The following is a 16,654-nucleotide window of genomic DNA, read 5'->3' as shown; positions in this document are numbered from 1 at the left end:
GACGAGTTCATCGACAAGGGCTACCCAGGGACCGAAGCGCTCCTTGGAAGGAGAACCACTACTTCAACTTCGTCGACAAGGAAGCCGACGCGATGGGAATCTTCCACATCTCCGTCCGGCGGGCCGAGAAGGTCGCCACTGTCGCCGCGATGCTGGTCATCGGCGGCGAGCACGTCCATCACGGCAATCTCGTTGGATGGCCGATTGCCGAGCAGGACCACTCCGGGCAGAACGATTCCGGACCATCCCCCTGATGGGAGCGATCGCCGCAGGAGTGAGGACCCTCCGCTCGGCTTGCGGGTGCACGTTGAGGAGTCAGGGCGTGCGGTTGACGCAATCTAACCGCGACCATAAACTGACACCTGTCAGATAGGGTGGATAGTGGAGAGGCACGGGCGAAATGGGAAACTTCTGGCTTGCAGGCAAGGATGAGGACTTTCGACGGTTGAAGCTGCGCGAAGACGAGGTGGAGGAGTGGGAAGACGGGCAGCGAATCTCCACCGACAGCGGCAATCTGGAGTGGTGGTACTTCGACGCACATCTCGAGGACGGTACCGCGATCGTGGTGCAGTTCTACGCGCGCTCGCCCTTCACCCCGGTCGGCCCCTTCCGTCCGTCGGTGACGATTCACATCGACCTTCCGGACGGTCGCAGCATCGCCAAGCAGTACACGGGCTCGGCGTCGGAGTTCAGTGCATCGCAGACGACCTGCGATGTGCGCGTGGGCCGTAACCGGTTCACCGGTGACCTTCATCGGTACCGCATCGATGCGCAGATCGACGACGTCGAGGTCGGGATCGATCTGGTCGGCACTGTTCCGTCGTACCGACACATGACCAGCCACAGCTACTTCGGGGACCCTGGCGATGCGAAGCTGTTCGCGTGGCTGCCGGCGGTCCCGCAGGGAGATGTGACCGCGAAGCTCACCATCGACGGGACGACCCGCACGCTGCGAGGCACCGGCTATCACGACCACAATTGGGGAGACGCACCAATGTGGTCGGTACTGCACGATTGGTACTGGGCACGAGCCAAGATCGGGCCCTGGACCGCAATCGTCGCCAGCAACATCGCGGAGAAGAAGTACGACTACGACCAGCAGATCAACTTCATGCTCGCCAAGGACGGTGTGATCCTGGTCAAGGATCACGCGAAGACGACCTTCACGCCGGCGGACATTACCCAGGACGAGAAGACCGGTAAACCGGTCGCCAACCGGATCGCCTTCGACTACGAGGACGGCGAGGAACGTTTTCACGTCCAGTTCGATCGTGTGCAGACGATCCTGCAGGAAAAGCTTGTCGATCAGCTCCCCGCACTGGCGCGTCCGATCGCGCGGTTCTCCGGCTTCAACGGCGCGTACCACCGGTTCACCGGTGACGTGAGCATCGAGCACACCCGAGGCGGATCGGCAATCGATCAGGCCCAGGACACCGCACTGTGGGAACTGTTCTACTTCGGCAAACCGCGTCCCACGGTTCCGGGCTCAACCACGTGGTCCTGACCTCGAACCCGCCATGGATAAACTTTCGTCATGACGACTGGTTCCCGGACCGGGACGGTGCTCAGTGCAGACGATCCTCGGTATCTGCGCTCGCGGGCGAAACTCGGCTCGGCGATCTGGGAGCTCGCTTCTCAGCTTCCCGTCACCGAGATCAGCGTCGCGGGTCTGTGTCGTAAGGCCGGAGTCACCAGGGATACGTTCTATCGGCATGGAACCTCGCCGGCCGAGCTCCTGGCGACGCTGGTGCGGGAACGGGTCCGCCGTATCGCCGAGGAAGCGATCGAGGACGCACCGAATTCACCGAATATCGTCGCGAACGGTTTGCTTCGGTTGCTCGGCCACATCACCGAGCACGCCGATCTCTATCGTCACGGGACTGCGATCGAGGAGGGCGCCCCCCTGCAAGGTGTGCTCGAGGACGCGTTCAGCGAGACGCTGCGGCGCGGGGTGGCTCATAGCCCCAGCGTCCTGCCCGAGGAGTTGCGAAACGACCCATCCGGTGCCGACATCGCAGTCACCTATGCCGCCGCCGGAGCGGTCGGTGCGGTGCGCGTCTGGCTGACCACGACCGACCTCGACCCCGATCGTGGAGCGCGGCTCATCATGGCGGCTTCGCCGCAGTACTGGAACAGGAATTTCTAGGTAGCGTTGCGTGGTCGATCGAGGACCTCGTCGCCTCTTTTGCTGAGGTGATGATGGTTGCCGGAGTGTGGGAGTGTGGTACCGGACCACGGGTCGTTGGCGCCTTCCATGATGACCTGTGCCCGCACGGCTCTCCAAGTCCGTGGTGAAACTTCTTGCGGCGCAGGGGATCAGTCGCGACGGGAAACGGTGGAGGTGTTCACCTCCCGATCGTCGGGTAGGTCATCGTGCTCGCCTGAACCGCGTGGCCCGGCCGCCGGCCGGTATGTTGAACATGAGAGGGACCGAGCAGGCGCTCAGCGTCGACTCGACCCATTCACGGCGCGTCGCCCATTCCCGCAATATGGATCTTGACGACACGTTCGCCGGTGCCCCGCATTTTGCGGGCTCGCAGGAAACGCAGTGCATCAATGTGATTCGCTGCTGATCGGCGTCCTCGCAAACTCGAAGGCTCCGGCCGCGTGTATCCGTCCCGACACTGCAATGAAAGGGTCATTCCCGTGATGAAGTCGGCCGGGCCTCGGCGCATCCGTCCCCGAGATTGGGGCGTTCGCACGAAAGCCGCCATTATCGTCGCTGTACCACTGTTCGTACTCAGCGGATTCGGCGGCGTCCAGATCGCCGACGAGATCGACCGCACGTCTCATTCGGCGGCACTCGCCGAACAACTCTCGGTGCTCCCGGCAATCATGCGCTACTCCATGAGTGTCGCTGCGGCTGTTGGAGTTCCGGTCTTCGGTCTACCCGTAGGCGATGACGATGCGATCTTCGACGACCACACCGCATCCATCGAAGCCCTCGCCGCACGGGAGGACCTCGACCCCGTAGTGGCCGACGATCTGAGCGGGATGCTTGCCGAGGGCAGGGAACTGAGCAGCGCCGCCGCCACACCCAGCGCGAACCTGCCCGCACTGATCGAGCAGCTACACCGATTCGGTCTGCAGGTCCAGCACACGGTGCGCGCCTTGATTGATCAGACCGGGAACACCGCCGTGTTCGACGAGGCGCAGCGCCTGCTGGACCTGTGGAACGCCGGTCTGTTGTCGTTTGATCAGGCTGCCGCGTTCACCGGATCCATTGAGGACTCGAATACCGCCCGCGGACTGCTGGATACGGCGTTCGGTTCCGAACGTGCCGCACTCGCCGCGCTTCGCGGCGCCGACGAAGACCAGCAAACCATCGCGGAGCTACGCGCTGCGGCGGACCGGCGCCACAATCTGCTGCTGAGCCCGATCACCTCGGCGACCCGCGCGCCCGATTTGGCCGCGTTGCTGCTCACCGGAGTGGCGGCCGCCAATGACCTGATCGACACATCGGTCGGCAGGATCGTTGTCGAGCTGAACGCCGAGCGGGATGCCGCGCAGGCCGCGGCGATCCGCACCGCCGTCCTCGTCGCGCTCGCGGTGGCCTGCGCCGTCGCGGTCACACTGGTCCTGGCCGGCATGCTGGTCTCGTCGCTGCGCCGACTGCGCGACGACACCACACGGGCCGCTTATCACGACCTGCCCAGTGCGGTGGCCGCGATCCGCGGCGACACCGACCCGGCCACCGTCACGATCGACCCGATCGGAGTCGACACCGCAGAGGAGATTGGACAGGTCGCCCGCGCCGTCGATGGGGTCAACAGTCGGGCGCTGTTGCTGGCCGCCGAGCAGGCCACGCTGCGCCGCCAGATCACCACCATGCTCGAAACCCTCGCCCGCCGAAACCGATCCCTGGTCGACCGGCAGCTCGCGCTGATCGAAACCCTCGAATACAAGGAGCGTGACCCACAGCGGTTGCACAACCTGTTCGAACTCGACCACCTGGCCGCACGCATGCGCCGCACGGGCGAGTCCCTGCTGGTTCTGGCCGGCACCCGCGGCCGACGCACATCCCGATCCGACACACCCCTCGCGGACGTCATGCGGGCCGCGGTCTCGCAGGTCGAGCACTACGAACGGGTACGGCTCGGTGCGGTCCCGCCGGTGACCCTGATCGGCAGGGTCGTCGATGATCTGATCCACCTGCTCACCGAGCTGCTCGACAACTCCCTCCGTGCCTCGGGCCCGACCACCTCGGTGGTGTTCCTGGTGTCGCCCGCCGTGGAGAACGGCCTGTTGCTCGACATCATCGACCGGGGAATCGGTATTCCCCCTGCGGAACTGGACCAGATCAATCAGCGGATCGCGGAAGGTGCGGAGGCCGATGTGCACGCCACCCGGCACATGGGGTTGTACGTGGTGGGTCGGGTCGCGCAGCGGCACGGGCTGCAGGTGAGGTTGCGTCCCACCATCGACACCGACACGGCCGGTGGTATCACCGCCGGCGTGTATCTTCCAGCGACGTTGGTCGTCGGATCGGGCACCGACGTCACATGGAGCACAGTCGAATGGCCGCGCCGGCTCCCCGACGCCGATCGGATCGGCAGTGCCCCCAGACACGGTGACCTGGTCCAGTGACACTCATGCTGAGTCAGGGACGCGACGACACGATCCCTCGGTTGATCAGAGCAGTGGTTGCACACTTCATCTTCGAGTACACGCACCCGTTCTACGACGGCAACGGCCGAACCGGACGCTACCTGCTCGCACTGGATCTCAGGCAGGTGCTGGCTCCGTATGCGGGCCTGGCATTGTCGGCGACTGTCGCCGACAACAAGGATCGCTACCACCAAGCGTTCTCCGGCGCGGAGAATCCTTTGAATCGCGGAGATCTGACGCCCTACCTGATCGACATGCTGGAGATCATCGCCGAGGCGCAACATCGCCTGCTGCTCGATCTCTCCGAGCGCAGGCAGAGATCGACACACTCGCGGCGCGTATCCGCGTTCTGCTTGCGGAAGAGCAATTTCCGCTGAACTTGGGACTCGACCGCGAGTCGACGCCGCCGATTGTGAGCGACGCCATCGGTCATGTCCTGTTCGCCCTGGGTCGGGCCGACTACTTCGATGCGAACCGCGCAGTCACGTTGAACACCCTGGCCGAGGTGGTGGGTCGATCCAGCCAGTTCATCCGCCCACGGCTGGGGCGCCTAGACGATGCCGGAATCATTGAGACGGTGACGAAGAGACCGCTACGTTTCCGGCTCACGGCGCGCGGCGTATCGCTCCTCGAACTGGACGGGGAGTGATGCTGTCGTCGTGACTTCCCTTGCTTGTCTTCGGGCAGAGCGTGGACATAGCGGACCGCACGACCGCTCGTGTCGGGTTGTTCCACTGGATCTTTCGTGCCGCAGACGGGTAGGGGGAGTCTGGTGCAGCATGTTTGAGATCCGGCGTACGGTCATGCTGACCGAGCAAGCCGACGCGACATCGTAGCGACCATAGCGATATACACCATCGCTTCGTGATTCTCCGGCAGAGCCTCATGGCCACGGACACACCGACGGTGTCTACGGATCCACGCGAACGTCCGCTCGACCACCCACCGGCGAGGAAGAGCCGTGAATCCGCTGACATCATCGGAGCGCTTCATGATCTCGACTACAAGGGACAGAACATGTTTCGCCCACCCAGCGAGTCTCCCGGCATAACCACCATCGACCATGCCAACTCGACCGTGGAGAACGTCGCTCGCGCTGCAGCCAGCAACTGCAGTCCGCCGTCGCGGTCCTCGGCAACGATGCCCACCGTCATGATCGGGGTTGGGCATGACGGACGCAGCGCTCGGGTAGACAATTGGAGTCACTTCTGCAATGCTGATCGGCGGAACTTTGCTGGGGGATGCTCAGTTCCGACGGTATCGAGACGTCAGTTCGGGCGGAAGTCGCCTGAAGAATGTCATCCCTTTGGCCATCGTTCGGGTGAGCCTCACTCGATGTTGCGTGTGTGCAATGGCAGGCGTTGGGATCCGGGGCGGCGGATCATCTCCGAGCGGCGACGGCCTGCTTCGCTGCCTCGAGCAGGTGCTCGGCCGCGCGGTTCATCTTCTTCAACTCCGCGGCGGTCAGGTCCTGATGTGTGTAGGCAGTCTTGTTCTTCACGTTCAGCAGTGTGTTCAGATGCCGTTCGGAGCCACTGTCCGCACGCTCGAGTAGGGCAACAGCTTCGCTGTGGTTACCGGTGTTCGAGTGCACACCGAGGCGCACGCAGCAGAGCACGTCCGCGGCGGCGATACCCGCGTCGATGTACAAATCCCCGGCGGCGTTGGACATCTCCTCTCCGAGATGGTCGGCAGCGTCGAAGAACTCGTTCGCCTTGGACATGCGCCCCGCAGTGATAACGGAGTCGCAGTCGCGTTGCCCTGCCATCAGGTTCTCCTCGCAGTGGGGCGCAGCTGCGCGGTGAACCAGCTCCGTGTCCCCGCTACGGTCAGGCCCTGCTGCGCGACATCACGGAGCAGGGGTTCACCGGCGGCGGCTGCGGCACGCACCTCGTCCTCGGTGTACTCGACGACGCGGGCGTCGTTGCCTGTCCACGCGGTGACCAGTCGGGCGAGTTCGGTGACCCGTTCCTCCCACGCATCGTCTCCGTCGTGGCCGGTATCGGCGGCGCGCACCAGGAGCAGGTCGATGTCGCTGTCGAGTGTCATGCGTCCGGTCGCCGCCGATCCGAACACCGCGGCGTACCGCAGCGTCGTGCGCCACTCGTCCAGGTGCTGTTCGAGGCGCTCGAGGAAGGTGGAGTTCAGCCGGGACAGCGCCATGATGGGCTCGGCGGCGAGATGCTCGGTGTTGAGGCGGTAGGTGTTGGTCCTGCCCACCTGATCGTGTAGCACCACGCCCTGCGCGACGAGGCGGGCGAGGACCTTGCGGATGCCTTCGCCCGAGCCGGTGGTGAGGATGCGCTGGATTTGGCTGATCGTGAAGGTGACGTCCGCGCTGGCCAAGGCAGTGAGCACGTCGCCGTCCAGGGTCGGGGTTACCGTGGCCAGCGGTCTGTTCAGCTGTATGGTAGGCACCTCCTCAAGTTCAACTATAATTAGATTATCGCAATTATAGTTGGAGTAGCGTGACGAGATTCGGACGCGCGAACGGCGGGGCTCTTCCCGGTCCGCGCGACTCCGGCACTCGGACCGGGAATCTGTGCCGAAGATTGAGCCGACTCCGGTTGTGGACGTTGTCGCCGCCGATCGTATGTGGGGGCTTGTCGACAGCGTTGACGGTGCGTCGTCGCTTTCGGCGGTGTCATAGCCGTGTCCACCCTCGCGCACCACGCGGTCGCTGAGGTTCCCCCCGAACGGTGGACAAGGGCGTCCAGTCGACCGACATCGGTGAACCGGCTGCGCTCTTGGGCGCGATCAGGCTCGGACAACACCAATCTCGAACTGATCAGGCAAGCACGTCAACAGGAAGAAATATCGAGGCCAGCTTGCTGACGCCATACAGCATGACGCCGCCAGCCTTCCGGGCGTGCCTTGGCAAGGAGCTTCTGGTCGTAGGTTTGTCCCGTCTCGGCATCGGCCATCCTTGGCGTATACGTCAATTCGGGGGTCTTTCCCGTCGAGAACACGGCTGAGAGAAGCCGAACGGGGACCTGGTGCCGAGGGTCATCGTGCGGAAAGTCGACCACCGATTATGAAGGCCCTGGCTGCGCAATGCGCTTGCCAGGGCCTTCAAGTGAGCCGATGACGGGAATCGAACCCGCGTATTCAGCTTGGGAAGCTGATGTTCTACCATTGAACTACATCGGCACGCTGGGCTTTTGCTGATTTCCGTCAGCTCGTCCCCCGCTCGTCGCACACTGTATCAGACTCTCCGGGCCTGACCTCGGCACCGGTCGTTGCCGTGTGGGCGACGCCGTTTCGGGTGGGCTGCGAAGATGACCGCATGGCAACGGGACGGCGCTACGGGGGACGCGCGGGCGAGGAGCGGCAGGCGGACCGCCGGGCGCAGTTCATCGAGGCGGGCCTCGACCTGCTCGGGGCACCGGACGGGGAACCCACCTTGTCGGTACGCGGCGTGTGCAAACAGTCGGGTCTGGCGTCGCGCTACTTCTACGAGAGCTTCGACGACCGGGACGCGCTGACCGGCGCCGTCTACGACCATGTCGTGCAGCAGATCGCGCAGAGTACACTCGCCGCCGTCGCGGCCGCTCCCCGCGACGAACGCAGCATCGTGCACGCGGCCGTCGCGAACATCGTCCGCGAGATCGCGGAGGATCCACGCATGGGCAGGATGCTGTTCTCGGTCAGCCAGGCCGACCCGCAACTGGCGCGCCGCCGGCTCGAATCCGCCCGCATGTTCGCCGGGCTCGTGACGATGCAGGCAGCGGATTTCTATCAGGCGGAATCCAGTTCGCGTCTCGACCTCGCCGCGCATTTCGTCGTCGGTGGTCTCGCCCAGGCCCTCACCTCGTGGCTCGATGCGACGGTTGTGCTCACGGAGAGCGAGGTGGTCGATGCCTGCACCGAACTGCTGTTCGCGGCATCGACAATCCTGCGCTGATCCGGCCGCCGCGGCCGTGCGCGACCTCCGGTCGGTTCGGACGCGACTGGCACATTGTTAATCTCTATCCGTGCTGCTCTCCGATCGCGACATTCGCGCCCAGTTGTCCTCCGGGCATCTGGCCATCGTCCCTTTCGACCCGGAGTTGGTGCAGCCGTCGAGCGTCGATGTCCGTCTCGACAGCCTGTTCCGTGTCTTCAACAACACGCGTTACACGCACATCGACCCCGCGCAGCGGCAGGACGAACTGACGTCGCTGGTGCAGGTTCCGGAGGGCGAATCGTTCGTGTTGCATCCCGGCGAGTTCGTGCTCGGCTCGACGATGGAGCGCTGCACTCTGCCCGACGACCTCGCCGGTCGTCTCGAGGGGAAGTCGTCGCTCGGTCGCCTCGGGCTGCTCACGCACTCGACGGCCGGGTTCATCGACCCCGGTTTCGACGGGCACATCACGCTCGAGTTGTCGAATGTCGCGAATCTGCCGATCACGCTGTGGCCGGGGATGAAGATCGGGCAGTTGTGCCTGTTGCGGTTGACCAGTCCCGCCGAGCATCCGTACGGCAGTGCGAAGGCCGGGTCCAAATATCAGGGTCAGCGTGGTCCGACTCCGTCAAAGGCGTATCTGAATTTCGTGCACGATCATCCGGATGCGCGCCCGAGTTGACCGAAACTCGACGATCGGGTGGCGCACTACGCGGCGTTGCTCCCTCGAACCATCGTGGTAGCCGACCGGGCCGCGACGGATTCGGGTAGTCGCCTACGCGTGTGAACTGCCGTGTTCCCTTTGTATTTTCGGATAGGTCACCATCCGATCCGGAGCGGAGTGCACGATGACGGAGTTCCAATCGCACGGTCCGTGTTCCGTCGGCACGGTGCGGGTCTACCTGCCGCGGCGGACCGCGCGGGACGTCGACGCGGTCGAGAGGATTTCCCGGCAGGTGCACGAGCGACTCGGCGACGCCGGATGCACTTCCCGGTTCGACATCCGATTCATCGAGTTGCGGGACGTCGCGGTCGCTTGCGAGAGTGTCGAAACCTGGGAACTTCCCGGTGAGCCGAAACACTGACCGTAGTGGTAGTTGGCCCGGTCCCGGAGATCGGGGACAATCGTCGTATGTGGTGGTGGATCGCCATCGGCGGCGTCGCGTGGGTCTTGGTGTCGGTGGCTGCGGCCTTGATCATCGGGCGTGTGCTTCGCCGCGCCGATACCGAGGAGCAGATCGTCGAGATTCAGCGCCGTGGGCGCGACGATTCGCGCACGGAATTGAGCTGACACGCGCAAACAAGTTTGTACTCGCGAGTAACGATTTTGGCGACTACTGTGCATTTCGGTCGTCCTCCATCCCCCCTGCGAGGGCGACCGCAGACTGGTACCCCCATCACTGGTCTGCCGAGGCCCCGTCGACCCCCCACCACGGTCGGCGGGGCCTCCCTCGTCACCGATATCCTCGCCACATGGCCGGACCACGGATCACCATCACCTACTGCACACAGTGCCAATGGCTGCTGCGGGCCGGGTGGATGGCACAGGAACTGCTCAGCACCTTCGGATGCGACCTCGGCGAGGTCGCGCTGATACCCGGCACCGGTGGCGTGTTCCGGGTCGATGCGGGCGGCCGGACCGTCTGGGATCGCACGGTGGACGGGGGATTCCCGGACATCGTGACCCTCAAGCAGCGAGTTCGGGATGTGGTCGACCCGGACCGGGATCTCGGTCACGGCGATCGGGCGGCGCACCGGTAGTTCGGTGTTGTGATGGACATCAGAACGCCGGAAGCGGCCGCACCGGCGGAATGTCGAGTCCGGTCTGCTCCCAGATCCGGGTCGAATCGTAGTGATGGTCGTGCCCGGCCAGATCGATGTTGCGTTCGGACAACCCCAGTTCGGGTGCTCGCGAGAGTGCTTCGGCAAACGTCAGGTTTCCCTGTGGGAGCGTGAACGTTCCGCCCGCGGCGAGTTCGGTGGCGATCTCGCGGACCGTCCGGGGCTCTGGGTGCGCGGCATGCAACACCACACCGCCCGGCACCAGCGGCGGAACCTGCATCGCGAGCGCGGCCAGCAGTCGGCCGAGATCGCCGACGTCGATCAGCGACAGGACCGATCGCCCCTCGTCTACCCATGCGCCGAGCCGGGCCAGGATGTAGACCAGGCCGGGTGTGAACCAGCGGTCGCCGGGGCCGTGCACGAATCCGGTCCGGATCACGGTGCCTCCGTGTTGGAGTACGGATCTTTCGGCGGCGAACCGGCTGGCACTGAGCACGGACACCGGTTGCGGATCCAGGGTTCCCTCGACGATCCCGTGATGCGGCCCGGAACCGTAGACGCCGATCGTGCTGACGTAGATCAGCGGCACACAGCGGGAATGGGCCGCGGCGACGAGATTTTCGGTTCCGGCCCGGTTCACGGCGTCGGCTTGCTCCGGGTCGGTGCCGGTGTACGACACGGCGTGCACGATCACGTCCGCGCCGCTCAGCGCGGCGTCCAGGCTCGCCGGATCGGTGAGGTCGGCTCCGGCGACACGCTGCACCGACGACGTCACCGACCCTGGTCGCCGTGCAACTGCGGTACAGTCGGCCCCCGCGCTGGTCAGCGCTGCGAGTGTTGCGCTACCGATGAACCCGGTCGCGCCGAACAGTGCGATCCGCGGAGCGTCCACTGCCGGGCCGTGACCAACGGTTACGTCTATGGTGTTCGGAGGGCAGCCGGCGGATTCGGTCACAATTCATCTCACTTTTGTCGTAAGGGGCGAAGCGAACGTGGTCAAACAGGCTCGTGCGGTGGCAACCAGGCAGCAGATCCTCATGGGTGCCGCAGAGGCATTCGAGCAGAAGGGATTCGAAGGTTCCACGCTGGGCTCGATCGTGGAGATCGCAGGCACCACCAAGGGCGCCCTGTACTTCCATTTCAAGTCGAAGGAAGAGCTGGCCCAGGCGATCATCAGCGCCCAGCACGGCATCTCGATCGCTACCGTCGAAGCGATTGCCGCTACCGGGAATTCGGCCCTGGAACAGATGGTCATGCTCAGTTACGAGATCGGTCGGCAGATCGTGCACGACCCGGTGGTTCGCGCGGGCATCCGGTTGACGCTGGAGCTCAGTGCGGTGGCGGGGCCTCCGGAGCCCTACCTGGGGTGGATCGCCGCGTTCGAGATGCTGGCCGAACGCGCATCGGCGGACGGCGACCTCCTCGGCACGATCGAACCCGCGGTGCTCGCCCGATTCGGCATCGGCGCGTTCACCGGTGTGCAGCTCGTCTCGAACGTCCTGACCGGTCGGGTCGATCTCGTGCAGCGACTGGACGAGATGTGGGAACTGCTGTTGCCGGGGATAGTTCCCGTCGGCCGCCACGAGAAGATCGCCCGGATTCGCCACGCGCGGTGGTCGACGGTCGCCGCGTCCTGACACGTTCTGCCGTCCTGACCGTTCTACCCCGTCACAACCGGATCGGGTTCGGTGCCAAGCGCACTCGGCCGGTGGCGATGGGCCGGCCCCATTGCTCGATCGACAGGGATGCGGCGCGGGCATCGTCCGGCGCCGGGGTGGCCACGACCGTCGCGGGCACGTCGATCTCCGCGAATCGGTGGTAGGCGACTTCGATCGTCTCGATATCCGCGCAGGGCTGATGCAGCATCGCGCGCGCGCCCTGCCGGAACGCTTCGAGGACGAGCATGCCGGGAACATGGTCTCCGGGGTGATCGAACAGGATCGGATGCGAATCGTCGATGCGCAGGACCCACCGGTCGGAGCTCCGCGACGCGCCGAGGACCACATCGTCGGGGTGGAACTGGCCGACGAGTCCGGTGGCGATCGGGTCGGGCAGGTGGGGCGCCCCGATGTCGCGTGGTCCGGACTCGCCCCAGCGCAGGCGGGCGTAGGCGGCGGGCGTGAACACGCCGGCCGTGCCGACTCCGCGGCCGATTTCGGTGCCGTCGATGTGGCACACGTACGTGACCGAGAACTGTGCCAGCATGCCGTTTCGGTGGATTCGATCGCCGACGTGGGCGGTGATCGTCAACTCGGCGGGTCGGTCGCCGACGAACAGGTGCTCGGGTGCGGTGTCGACGCGGAGGGTGTGCATCACGAAGGGGTGCCCGAGCGGAACTCGGTATCGCGTGTGGGCCAGGTAGATGGTGGCCTGGCGAAATGTTTCGACCAGCAGCATCGTGTCGTGACGGCGGGTGTGCGAGCGATAGAAGCCGTGCAGTCGCGGCCACTGTGCGCCCAGGACGAACGTGTCGGCAGCGTCCGAGGCGATGCAGTCGGTGAGGAAGACTTCGGCGATGGCGCGGCGGTGCACGAATCGCCGTGGAACGGGTGTTTCGAACCGCAAGACCGGGGATGACTGCTCGGGACATGGTCGGTCGGTCCTGGTGCGCCCGGCCATCGTGGCGGCCCTCCTTGTTTCGGGCGAGCACCTGCCGCGTCTCGAGTAGGCACGGCCTCGCCGAACGGCATGCGGGTGATATGCGGCGACTATAGACGAGGTGACTCTCAAGTAACAAACCGATTGACCGGTTTCGTGTTAGGGTTGCTGGGTCGGGGATTGCGAGAAGCGGGAACGCTCCGGGGTGGGATCGGCGGATACCCGGCCCGGAGCGGCTCGGCTGGAAGCCGACCGGATTGCGAGGGGTGATCCGGTCGGCGTATATGTCCGGCGTTCGTGTCGCCAGCCCTGCCCCGTCACGTCCCCGACCTGCGCGTCACCTCGATGCCTCGGGCCGTGAACCGACGGCAGGCGATTGCCAGTGTGCCCTGTCGGGGCTGTTGGGTAACATCGAGTCCGTCTTGAAGCGCCGGGGGTGGAGTACTGAAGCGGCGCTGGAAACTGTAGAAGGCGGCTGATGAGTTCGGTACTCGGGGTGACCGTGGGGGAGAGCGCCGTCCGGATCGTGCGTCCGATCGATCGGACCGCGCCGGCGGCGGGATATCAGTTCCAGGTGGTGGACACGGCTCGCGACGACCCCGCTCGCCTCGCCGCTCAAACATTGGGGGTGTTGTTCCAGACCGGTGTGGCAGGCGAACCGATCGACACGGCCGGCATCGTCTACCGCGACGAAACTCAGGCCGACCGGATTCGTGCGGCCATGTCGGAGCAGGGACTCGACAGGTTCGGCCTGGTCTCCGAGTCCGAGGCCGCGCTCGCGTATCTGCGCGCGAGCGGTGAACTGTGCACCGACACCGCCGTGTTCTACGACCTCGGCGATTCCGGGCTCACCGTGACCGTGGTGGACCTGCCGTCCGGTCAAGTTCTGGCGGGACGCACCGATACCGTCGGCGGGCGGGTGTTCGACGCCGCGATCCGCGCGCACCAACTCGGCACCAACGGTGTGTGGCTGCCCGACGATCCGGTCACGTCCACCGAATTCGACGCACAGTGCCGCGAGGCCAAGGAACAACTCTCCGCGAGCGACGCGGTCGCCGTGCCGGGAGCCGCCGGACTCATCCTGATGTCCCGGGACACCTTCGACCCGTTGATCGCACAATGCGTCGAATCGTCGGCGCGGTTCGTTCGCGACATCGTCGAGCGTGCGGGCCGAGACCCGGAAGCGATCGTGCTGCTCGGCGGCGGCGCGCACATCCCGCTCGTCCAGGAGGTTCTACGGTCCTGGCTGAAGTTGCCGCTGGTGGTGCCGCACGAACCGGAGTTGGTTCTCGCGAAGGGCGGGGCGCTGCTCGCGGCTCGGGCGAACGACAGGTCGGCGGGCGGGGCGTCGCGCATCGCCGCGCCGTCGGCGACCGAACGAACCGCGCGGCCGGCCGGCGCCCCTGCCGATGCCGACGGGTTCGCATCGGCGAGCCAGAGCACCGATCGGATCATCCGTCCGACCACGCAACCGGCCGGCACCGAAGGCGACGAATCGGGCGGGGCGCGGTCCTGGCGGGGAATGCTCACTGCGCGCGGACCGCGCGTGAGCGGCAAACAGATCAGCGGCGCGGGCCTTGCGGGCACCGCGCTGGTCGTCGTCGCGTTGATCGGCGTCGCGCTCGGTGCAGGCAACACGGTGTTCGGTTCGACACCGGCCGACGAATCCTCGCCGTCCGAAACTGTGGTGACGACACCGCCCTCGTCGAAACCGCAACCGAAACCCGCGGTCGCGCCGGCGCCGGTCACGACCACCACGACCACCGTCGAACCGGAACCGCCACCGACCACACAGCGTCAGGTGCCGCCCGCTCCCGAGCCGCCTCCGCCGCCACCGATGATTCCGGGTCTGAACATCCCGGTTCCCGTTCTTCCACCGGTGGAGCTACCGCGGATCGAACTGCCCCGATTCGAATTGCCGGGACCGTAGCGCCGGGTTCGGCGTGCCGGCTGCACGATCACCGGGCGTGACGTCCGCGAACCGGTTCGGTGACGGGTGCCGGGCCGCGCCTCGCTCGGACGGGGCGGGCGAGCAGCGCCGCGATCGCGGTCGTCAGTGGTACCGACAACGCCAGCGCGATGCCGCCGACGCAGGCGCGCACGATCTCGATCGCGACGGCGTCACCGGTGATGACGTCGGAAATCGATCGTCCGGCGACGCTGAAGAACAGCAGCAGCGGTAGCGCGCCGCCGGCGTAGGCGAGCACCAGTGTGTACACGGTGCTGGCGATGTGGTCGCGGCCCACCCGCATCGCGGAGGAATACACCTCGCGGCGGCTTGCCGACGGGTCGAGCGCCGCCAGCTCGAACGCGGACGACGCCTGGGTGATCGTGACGTCGTTGAGGACACCGAGCGAACCGATGATGAATCCGGCGAGCAGCAGACCCGTGATACTCACGTGCTCGAGGTACAACTGCACGTCGGTGTTCTGTTCCTCCGACAATCCGGTGAGATGGGTCAGGCGGATCGCGAGATAGGACAGCAGCGCGGCCAGCCCCATCGACGCCAGCGTGCCGAGCAGTGCAGAACTGGTGCGGAGGTTCACCCCGTGCGCCAGATACAACACGGCGTACAGGATCAGTGAGCCGCCGACCAGGGCGACGGGCACGGCCGGCTTCCCGTCGAGCAGAGCCGGCAACATGAAACCCACGAGTATTGCGAATGCGACGAACAGTCCGATCAGCGCCCTGAGCCCCCGCCACCTCGCGACGGCGATGATCACGACCGCGAATGCGACAAGGATCAGCGCGATCGGCAGGCCCCGCGCGTAGTCGTAGAAGGAGTACTGGGTCGCGCCCGACAGGTCGGTCTGCCGGACCAGCCGGATCTCTTCGCCGAGACGCAGGTCCGGTTGTCCTGGCCCGGGTGCGATCTCGAGCAGGGTTCGGGTGCCGTCGTTGGGTCCCGAATCGATGGAAATCACACTGCGGGAACATTCGTAGGCGTTCGTGGCGGGTGGAACCGGCTCGCCGGTGAACACGCGGCCCGAGGACACGCTGCCGCACGGACCGATGTCCTGCGCGACGACGGTGCCTGCTTCGGTGACGACGGCTCCGCCGCCTGATGTCTGAAACGGAGCGGGGATGTCGATGGATCTGCTGCTGGGCCACAGGGCGATCGTGCCGAGTAGAACCGCGATGCCGATGGCTGTCAGCAGCCCGACGACAACTCGAGCTGCGACGGGGCCGAGTGGGACCGGGCCGTCGTGTCCGTGTCCGTGCCCGTGTCCGTGTCCGTGTCCGTGACTCACTGCAACAGGCTAGCCACCGTCGGGGACGTCGCCGCCCGGGGGCGCGTCGCCAACGGTTCCGCATGTGTGTGGGGAACAAACTCGGGATCGCAGCTGGTGCCGGCAGCACGAATGCAGTGGCTCTTTGTGTGGATATGCCGGAAATTCTGTGATTCAATCGATCCCGCGCGTTGGGGGTTGCCAGGAGGCACAACCGGCTTCCGCGGACCGGTATGCACGATTGGTGCACATCGACCGGGTGCGGACCGAGGTCTGAGTGGGCTGGTGGTGGCGGGGAGCAGGGGGGGTGTCCCCGCCACCTTCACCTGGCGTCGCACAGGGGGGTGGCGTCGGCCAGGGAGCCCGGCACGATTGCGCGTGCCGTGGACAAATCTACTGGTTGTGTCGGCGTTCGGGGAAGTACTCGGCGGTGTGTCGCCACTCACGCTCTGGTCGAATAATCCGGTTCAGGATCATTAGAGTCCTTCTACCTGCCGCGATGCGACTCCGGGAGTCCGGGTATCCGTTTCGCAACGATCGGCGTGTTGCCGCT

Annotated in this window: 20 protein-coding genes and 1 tRNA gene; 13 read left to right on the top strand and 8 right to left on the bottom strand. The window is 65.6% G+C overall.

The window, feature by feature from the left end:
• The first annotated feature begins 92 nt into the window (after positions 1–92).
• From WAX14_RS04905 to WAX14_RS04880, 6 genes are all read left to right on the top strand, one after another.
• Positions 93–254 carry a hypothetical protein gene (locus WAX14_RS04905; RefSeq protein WP_422626966.1) on the top strand — a complete coding sequence of 54 codons (162 nt, stop codon included), beginning with the start codon at positions 93–95 and terminating at the stop codon, positions 252–254.
• Positions 255–445: 191 nt separating this feature from the next.
• Complete coding sequence (locus WAX14_RS04900; RefSeq protein ID WP_422626965.1) at positions 446–1,504, top strand: hydroxyneurosporene dehydrogenase; 1,059 nt, start codon at positions 446–448, stop codon at positions 1,502–1,504.
• Positions 1,505–1,534: 30 nt separating this feature from the next.
• Complete coding sequence (locus WAX14_RS04895; protein WP_422626964.1) at positions 1,535–2,146, top strand: TetR/AcrR family transcriptional regulator; 612 nt, start codon at positions 1,535–1,537, stop codon at positions 2,144–2,146.
• A 503-nt stretch (positions 2,147–2,649) separates the two neighbouring features.
• Positions 2,650–4,587 (top strand): sensor histidine kinase, encoded by a 1,938-nt coding sequence (locus WAX14_RS04890; RefSeq protein ID WP_422626979.1) that lies wholly within the window; start codon positions 2,650–2,652, stop codon positions 4,585–4,587.
• Between the two features lie 5 nt (positions 4,588–4,592).
• On the top strand, positions 4,593–4,985 hold the full coding sequence (locus WAX14_RS04885) for a Fic family protein (RefSeq protein WP_422626963.1): 393 nt from the start codon (positions 4,593–4,595) through the stop codon (positions 4,983–4,985).
• 35 nt (positions 4,986–5,020) lie between these two features.
• Complete coding sequence (locus WAX14_RS04880; RefSeq protein WP_422626962.1) at positions 5,021–5,257, top strand: hypothetical protein; 237 nt, start codon at positions 5,021–5,023, stop codon at positions 5,255–5,257.
• Positions 5,258–5,409: 152 nt separating this feature from the next.
• Here the strand turns inward: WAX14_RS04880 and WAX14_RS04875 are convergent, their stop codons facing one another.
• The 5 genes from WAX14_RS04875 to WAX14_RS04855 all read right to left on the bottom strand — a co-directional run bounded on the left by WAX14_RS04875 (position 5,410) and on the right by WAX14_RS04855 (position 7,758).
• Positions 5,410–5,673: a transposase gene (locus WAX14_RS04875; RefSeq protein WP_422626961.1), complete on the bottom strand. Its 264-nt coding sequence runs from the start codon at positions 5,671–5,673 to the stop codon at positions 5,410–5,412.
• Between the two features lie 316 nt (positions 5,674–5,989).
• The gene (locus WAX14_RS04870; RefSeq protein WP_422626960.1) at positions 5,990–6,376 is read right to left on the bottom strand and encodes a hypothetical protein; all 387 of its coding nucleotides are present in this window, start codon (positions 6,374–6,376) and stop codon (positions 5,990–5,992) included.
• On the bottom strand, positions 6,376–7,017 hold the full coding sequence (locus WAX14_RS04865) for a nucleotidyltransferase domain-containing protein (protein ID WP_422626978.1): 642 nt from the start codon (positions 7,015–7,017) through the stop codon (positions 6,376–6,378). Before WAX14_RS04865 ends, WAX14_RS04870 begins: the two co-directional genes overlap by 1 nt.
• Positions 7,018–7,409: 392 nt before the next feature.
• Positions 7,410–7,532, bottom strand: a complete 123-nt coding sequence (locus tag WAX14_RS04860) for a hypothetical protein (RefSeq protein WP_422626959.1) — start codon at positions 7,530–7,532, stop codon at positions 7,410–7,412.
• 155 nt (positions 7,533–7,687) lie between these two features.
• Positions 7,688–7,758 (bottom strand) — tRNA-Gly (locus tag WAX14_RS04855).
• 136 nt (positions 7,759–7,894) lie between these two features.
• Between WAX14_RS04855 and WAX14_RS04850 the strand changes: the two genes are divergently transcribed.
• From WAX14_RS04850 to WAX14_RS04830, 5 genes are all read left to right on the top strand, one after another.
• The gene (locus WAX14_RS04850; protein ID WP_422626958.1) at positions 7,895–8,512 is read left to right on the top strand and encodes a TetR/AcrR family transcriptional regulator; all 618 of its coding nucleotides are present in this window, start codon (positions 7,895–7,897) and stop codon (positions 8,510–8,512) included.
• Positions 8,513–8,582: 70 nt separating this feature from the next.
• The gene (dcd, locus tag WAX14_RS04845) at positions 8,583–9,173 is read left to right on the top strand and encodes a dCTP deaminase (protein ID WP_422626957.1); all 591 of its coding nucleotides are present in this window, start codon (positions 8,583–8,585) and stop codon (positions 9,171–9,173) included.
• A gap of 166 nt (positions 9,174–9,339) precedes the next feature.
• On the top strand, positions 9,340–9,576 hold the full coding sequence (locus WAX14_RS04840) for a hypothetical protein (protein ID WP_422626956.1): 237 nt from the start codon (positions 9,340–9,342) through the stop codon (positions 9,574–9,576).
• A gap of 47 nt (positions 9,577–9,623) precedes the next feature.
• The gene (locus tag WAX14_RS04835) at positions 9,624–9,782 is read left to right on the top strand and encodes a hypothetical protein (protein ID WP_422626955.1); all 159 of its coding nucleotides are present in this window, start codon (positions 9,624–9,626) and stop codon (positions 9,780–9,782) included.
• Between the two features lie 182 nt (positions 9,783–9,964).
• Positions 9,965–10,252, top strand: coding sequence for a SelT/SelW/SelH family protein (locus WAX14_RS04830; RefSeq protein WP_422626954.1), 288 nt, complete (start codon positions 9,965–9,967; stop codon positions 10,250–10,252).
• A 19-nt stretch (positions 10,253–10,271) separates the two neighbouring features.
• On the opposite strand, the gene WAX14_RS04825 is transcribed toward WAX14_RS04830, so the two are convergent.
• Positions 10,272–11,165 carry an NAD-dependent epimerase/dehydratase family protein gene (locus WAX14_RS04825; RefSeq protein ID WP_422626953.1) on the bottom strand — a complete coding sequence of 298 codons (894 nt, stop codon included), beginning with the start codon at positions 11,163–11,165 and terminating at the stop codon, positions 10,272–10,274.
• 100 nt (positions 11,166–11,265) lie between these two features.
• On the opposite strand from WAX14_RS04825, the gene WAX14_RS04820 reads away from it, so the two are divergent.
• Entirely contained in the window at positions 11,266–11,910 is a 645-nt protein-coding gene (locus WAX14_RS04820) for a ScbR family autoregulator-binding transcription factor (protein ID WP_422626952.1), read from the top strand.
• Between the two features lie 31 nt (positions 11,911–11,941).
• Here the strand turns inward: WAX14_RS04820 and WAX14_RS04815 are convergent, their stop codons facing one another.
• Positions 11,942–12,892 carry a ScbA/BarX family gamma-butyrolactone biosynthesis protein gene (locus WAX14_RS04815; protein WP_422626951.1) on the bottom strand — a complete coding sequence of 317 codons (951 nt, stop codon included), beginning with the start codon at positions 12,890–12,892 and terminating at the stop codon, positions 11,942–11,944.
• A gap of 457 nt (positions 12,893–13,349) precedes the next feature.
• Between WAX14_RS04815 and WAX14_RS04810 the strand changes: the two genes are divergently transcribed.
• Positions 13,350–14,801, top strand: a complete 1,452-nt coding sequence (locus WAX14_RS04810; RefSeq protein ID WP_422626950.1) for an Hsp70 family protein — start codon at positions 13,350–13,352, stop codon at positions 14,799–14,801.
• Positions 14,802–14,829: 28 nt separating this feature from the next.
• On the opposite strand, the gene WAX14_RS04805 is transcribed toward WAX14_RS04810, so the two are convergent.
• Positions 14,830–16,122: a YibE/F family protein gene (locus WAX14_RS04805; protein WP_422626949.1), complete on the bottom strand. Its 1,293-nt coding sequence runs from the start codon at positions 16,120–16,122 to the stop codon at positions 14,830–14,832.
• Positions 16,123–16,654 lie beyond the last annotated feature (532 nt).

It is taken from the genome of Rhodococcus sp. (in: high G+C Gram-positive bacteria) (genome assembly GCF_049299235.1).
Lineage (GTDB): Bacteria > Actinomycetota > Actinomycetes > Mycobacteriales > Mycobacteriaceae > Rhodococcus.
Note: the sequence above shows the minus strand (reverse complement) of the source record. Positions and strands in the feature narration are given on the sequence as shown.

Coding starts and splice junctions, on each gene's coding strand:
- WAX14_RS04905 (WP_422626966.1), top strand. CDS start 93: ATGGGAATCTTCCACATCTCCGTCCGGCGGGCCGAGAAGGTCGCCACT.
- WAX14_RS04895 (WP_422626964.1), top strand. CDS start 1,535: ATGACGACTGGTTCCCGGACCGGGACGGTGCTCAGTGCAGACGATCCT.
- WAX14_RS04890 (WP_422626979.1), top strand. CDS start 2,650: ATGAAGTCGGCCGGGCCTCGGCGCATCCGTCCCCGAGATTGGGGCGTT.
- WAX14_RS04885 (WP_422626963.1), top strand. CDS start 4,593: ATGCTGAGTCAGGGACGCGACGACACGATCCCTCGGTTGATCAGAGCA.
- WAX14_RS04875 (WP_422626961.1), bottom strand. CDS start 5,673: ATGGTCGATGGTGGTTATGCCGGGAGACTCGCTGGGTGGGCGAAACAT.
- WAX14_RS04870 (WP_422626960.1), bottom strand. CDS start 6,376: ATGGCAGGGCAACGCGACTGCGACTCCGTTATCACTGCGGGGCGCATG.
- WAX14_RS04860 (WP_422626959.1), bottom strand. CDS start 7,532: ATGGCCGATGCCGAGACGGGACAAACCTACGACCAGAAGCTCCTTGCC.
- WAX14_RS04850 (WP_422626958.1), top strand. CDS start 7,895: ATGGCAACGGGACGGCGCTACGGGGGACGCGCGGGCGAGGAGCGGCAG.
- WAX14_RS04840 (WP_422626956.1), top strand. CDS start 9,340: ATGACGGAGTTCCAATCGCACGGTCCGTGTTCCGTCGGCACGGTGCGG.
- WAX14_RS04835 (WP_422626955.1), top strand. CDS start 9,624: ATGTGGTGGTGGATCGCCATCGGCGGCGTCGCGTGGGTCTTGGTGTCG.
- WAX14_RS04830 (WP_422626954.1), top strand. CDS start 9,965: ATGGCCGGACCACGGATCACCATCACCTACTGCACACAGTGCCAATGG.
- WAX14_RS04815 (WP_422626951.1), bottom strand. CDS start 12,892: ATGGCCGGGCGCACCAGGACCGACCGACCATGTCCCGAGCAGTCATCC.
- WAX14_RS04810 (WP_422626950.1), top strand. CDS start 13,350: ATGAGTTCGGTACTCGGGGTGACCGTGGGGGAGAGCGCCGTCCGGATC.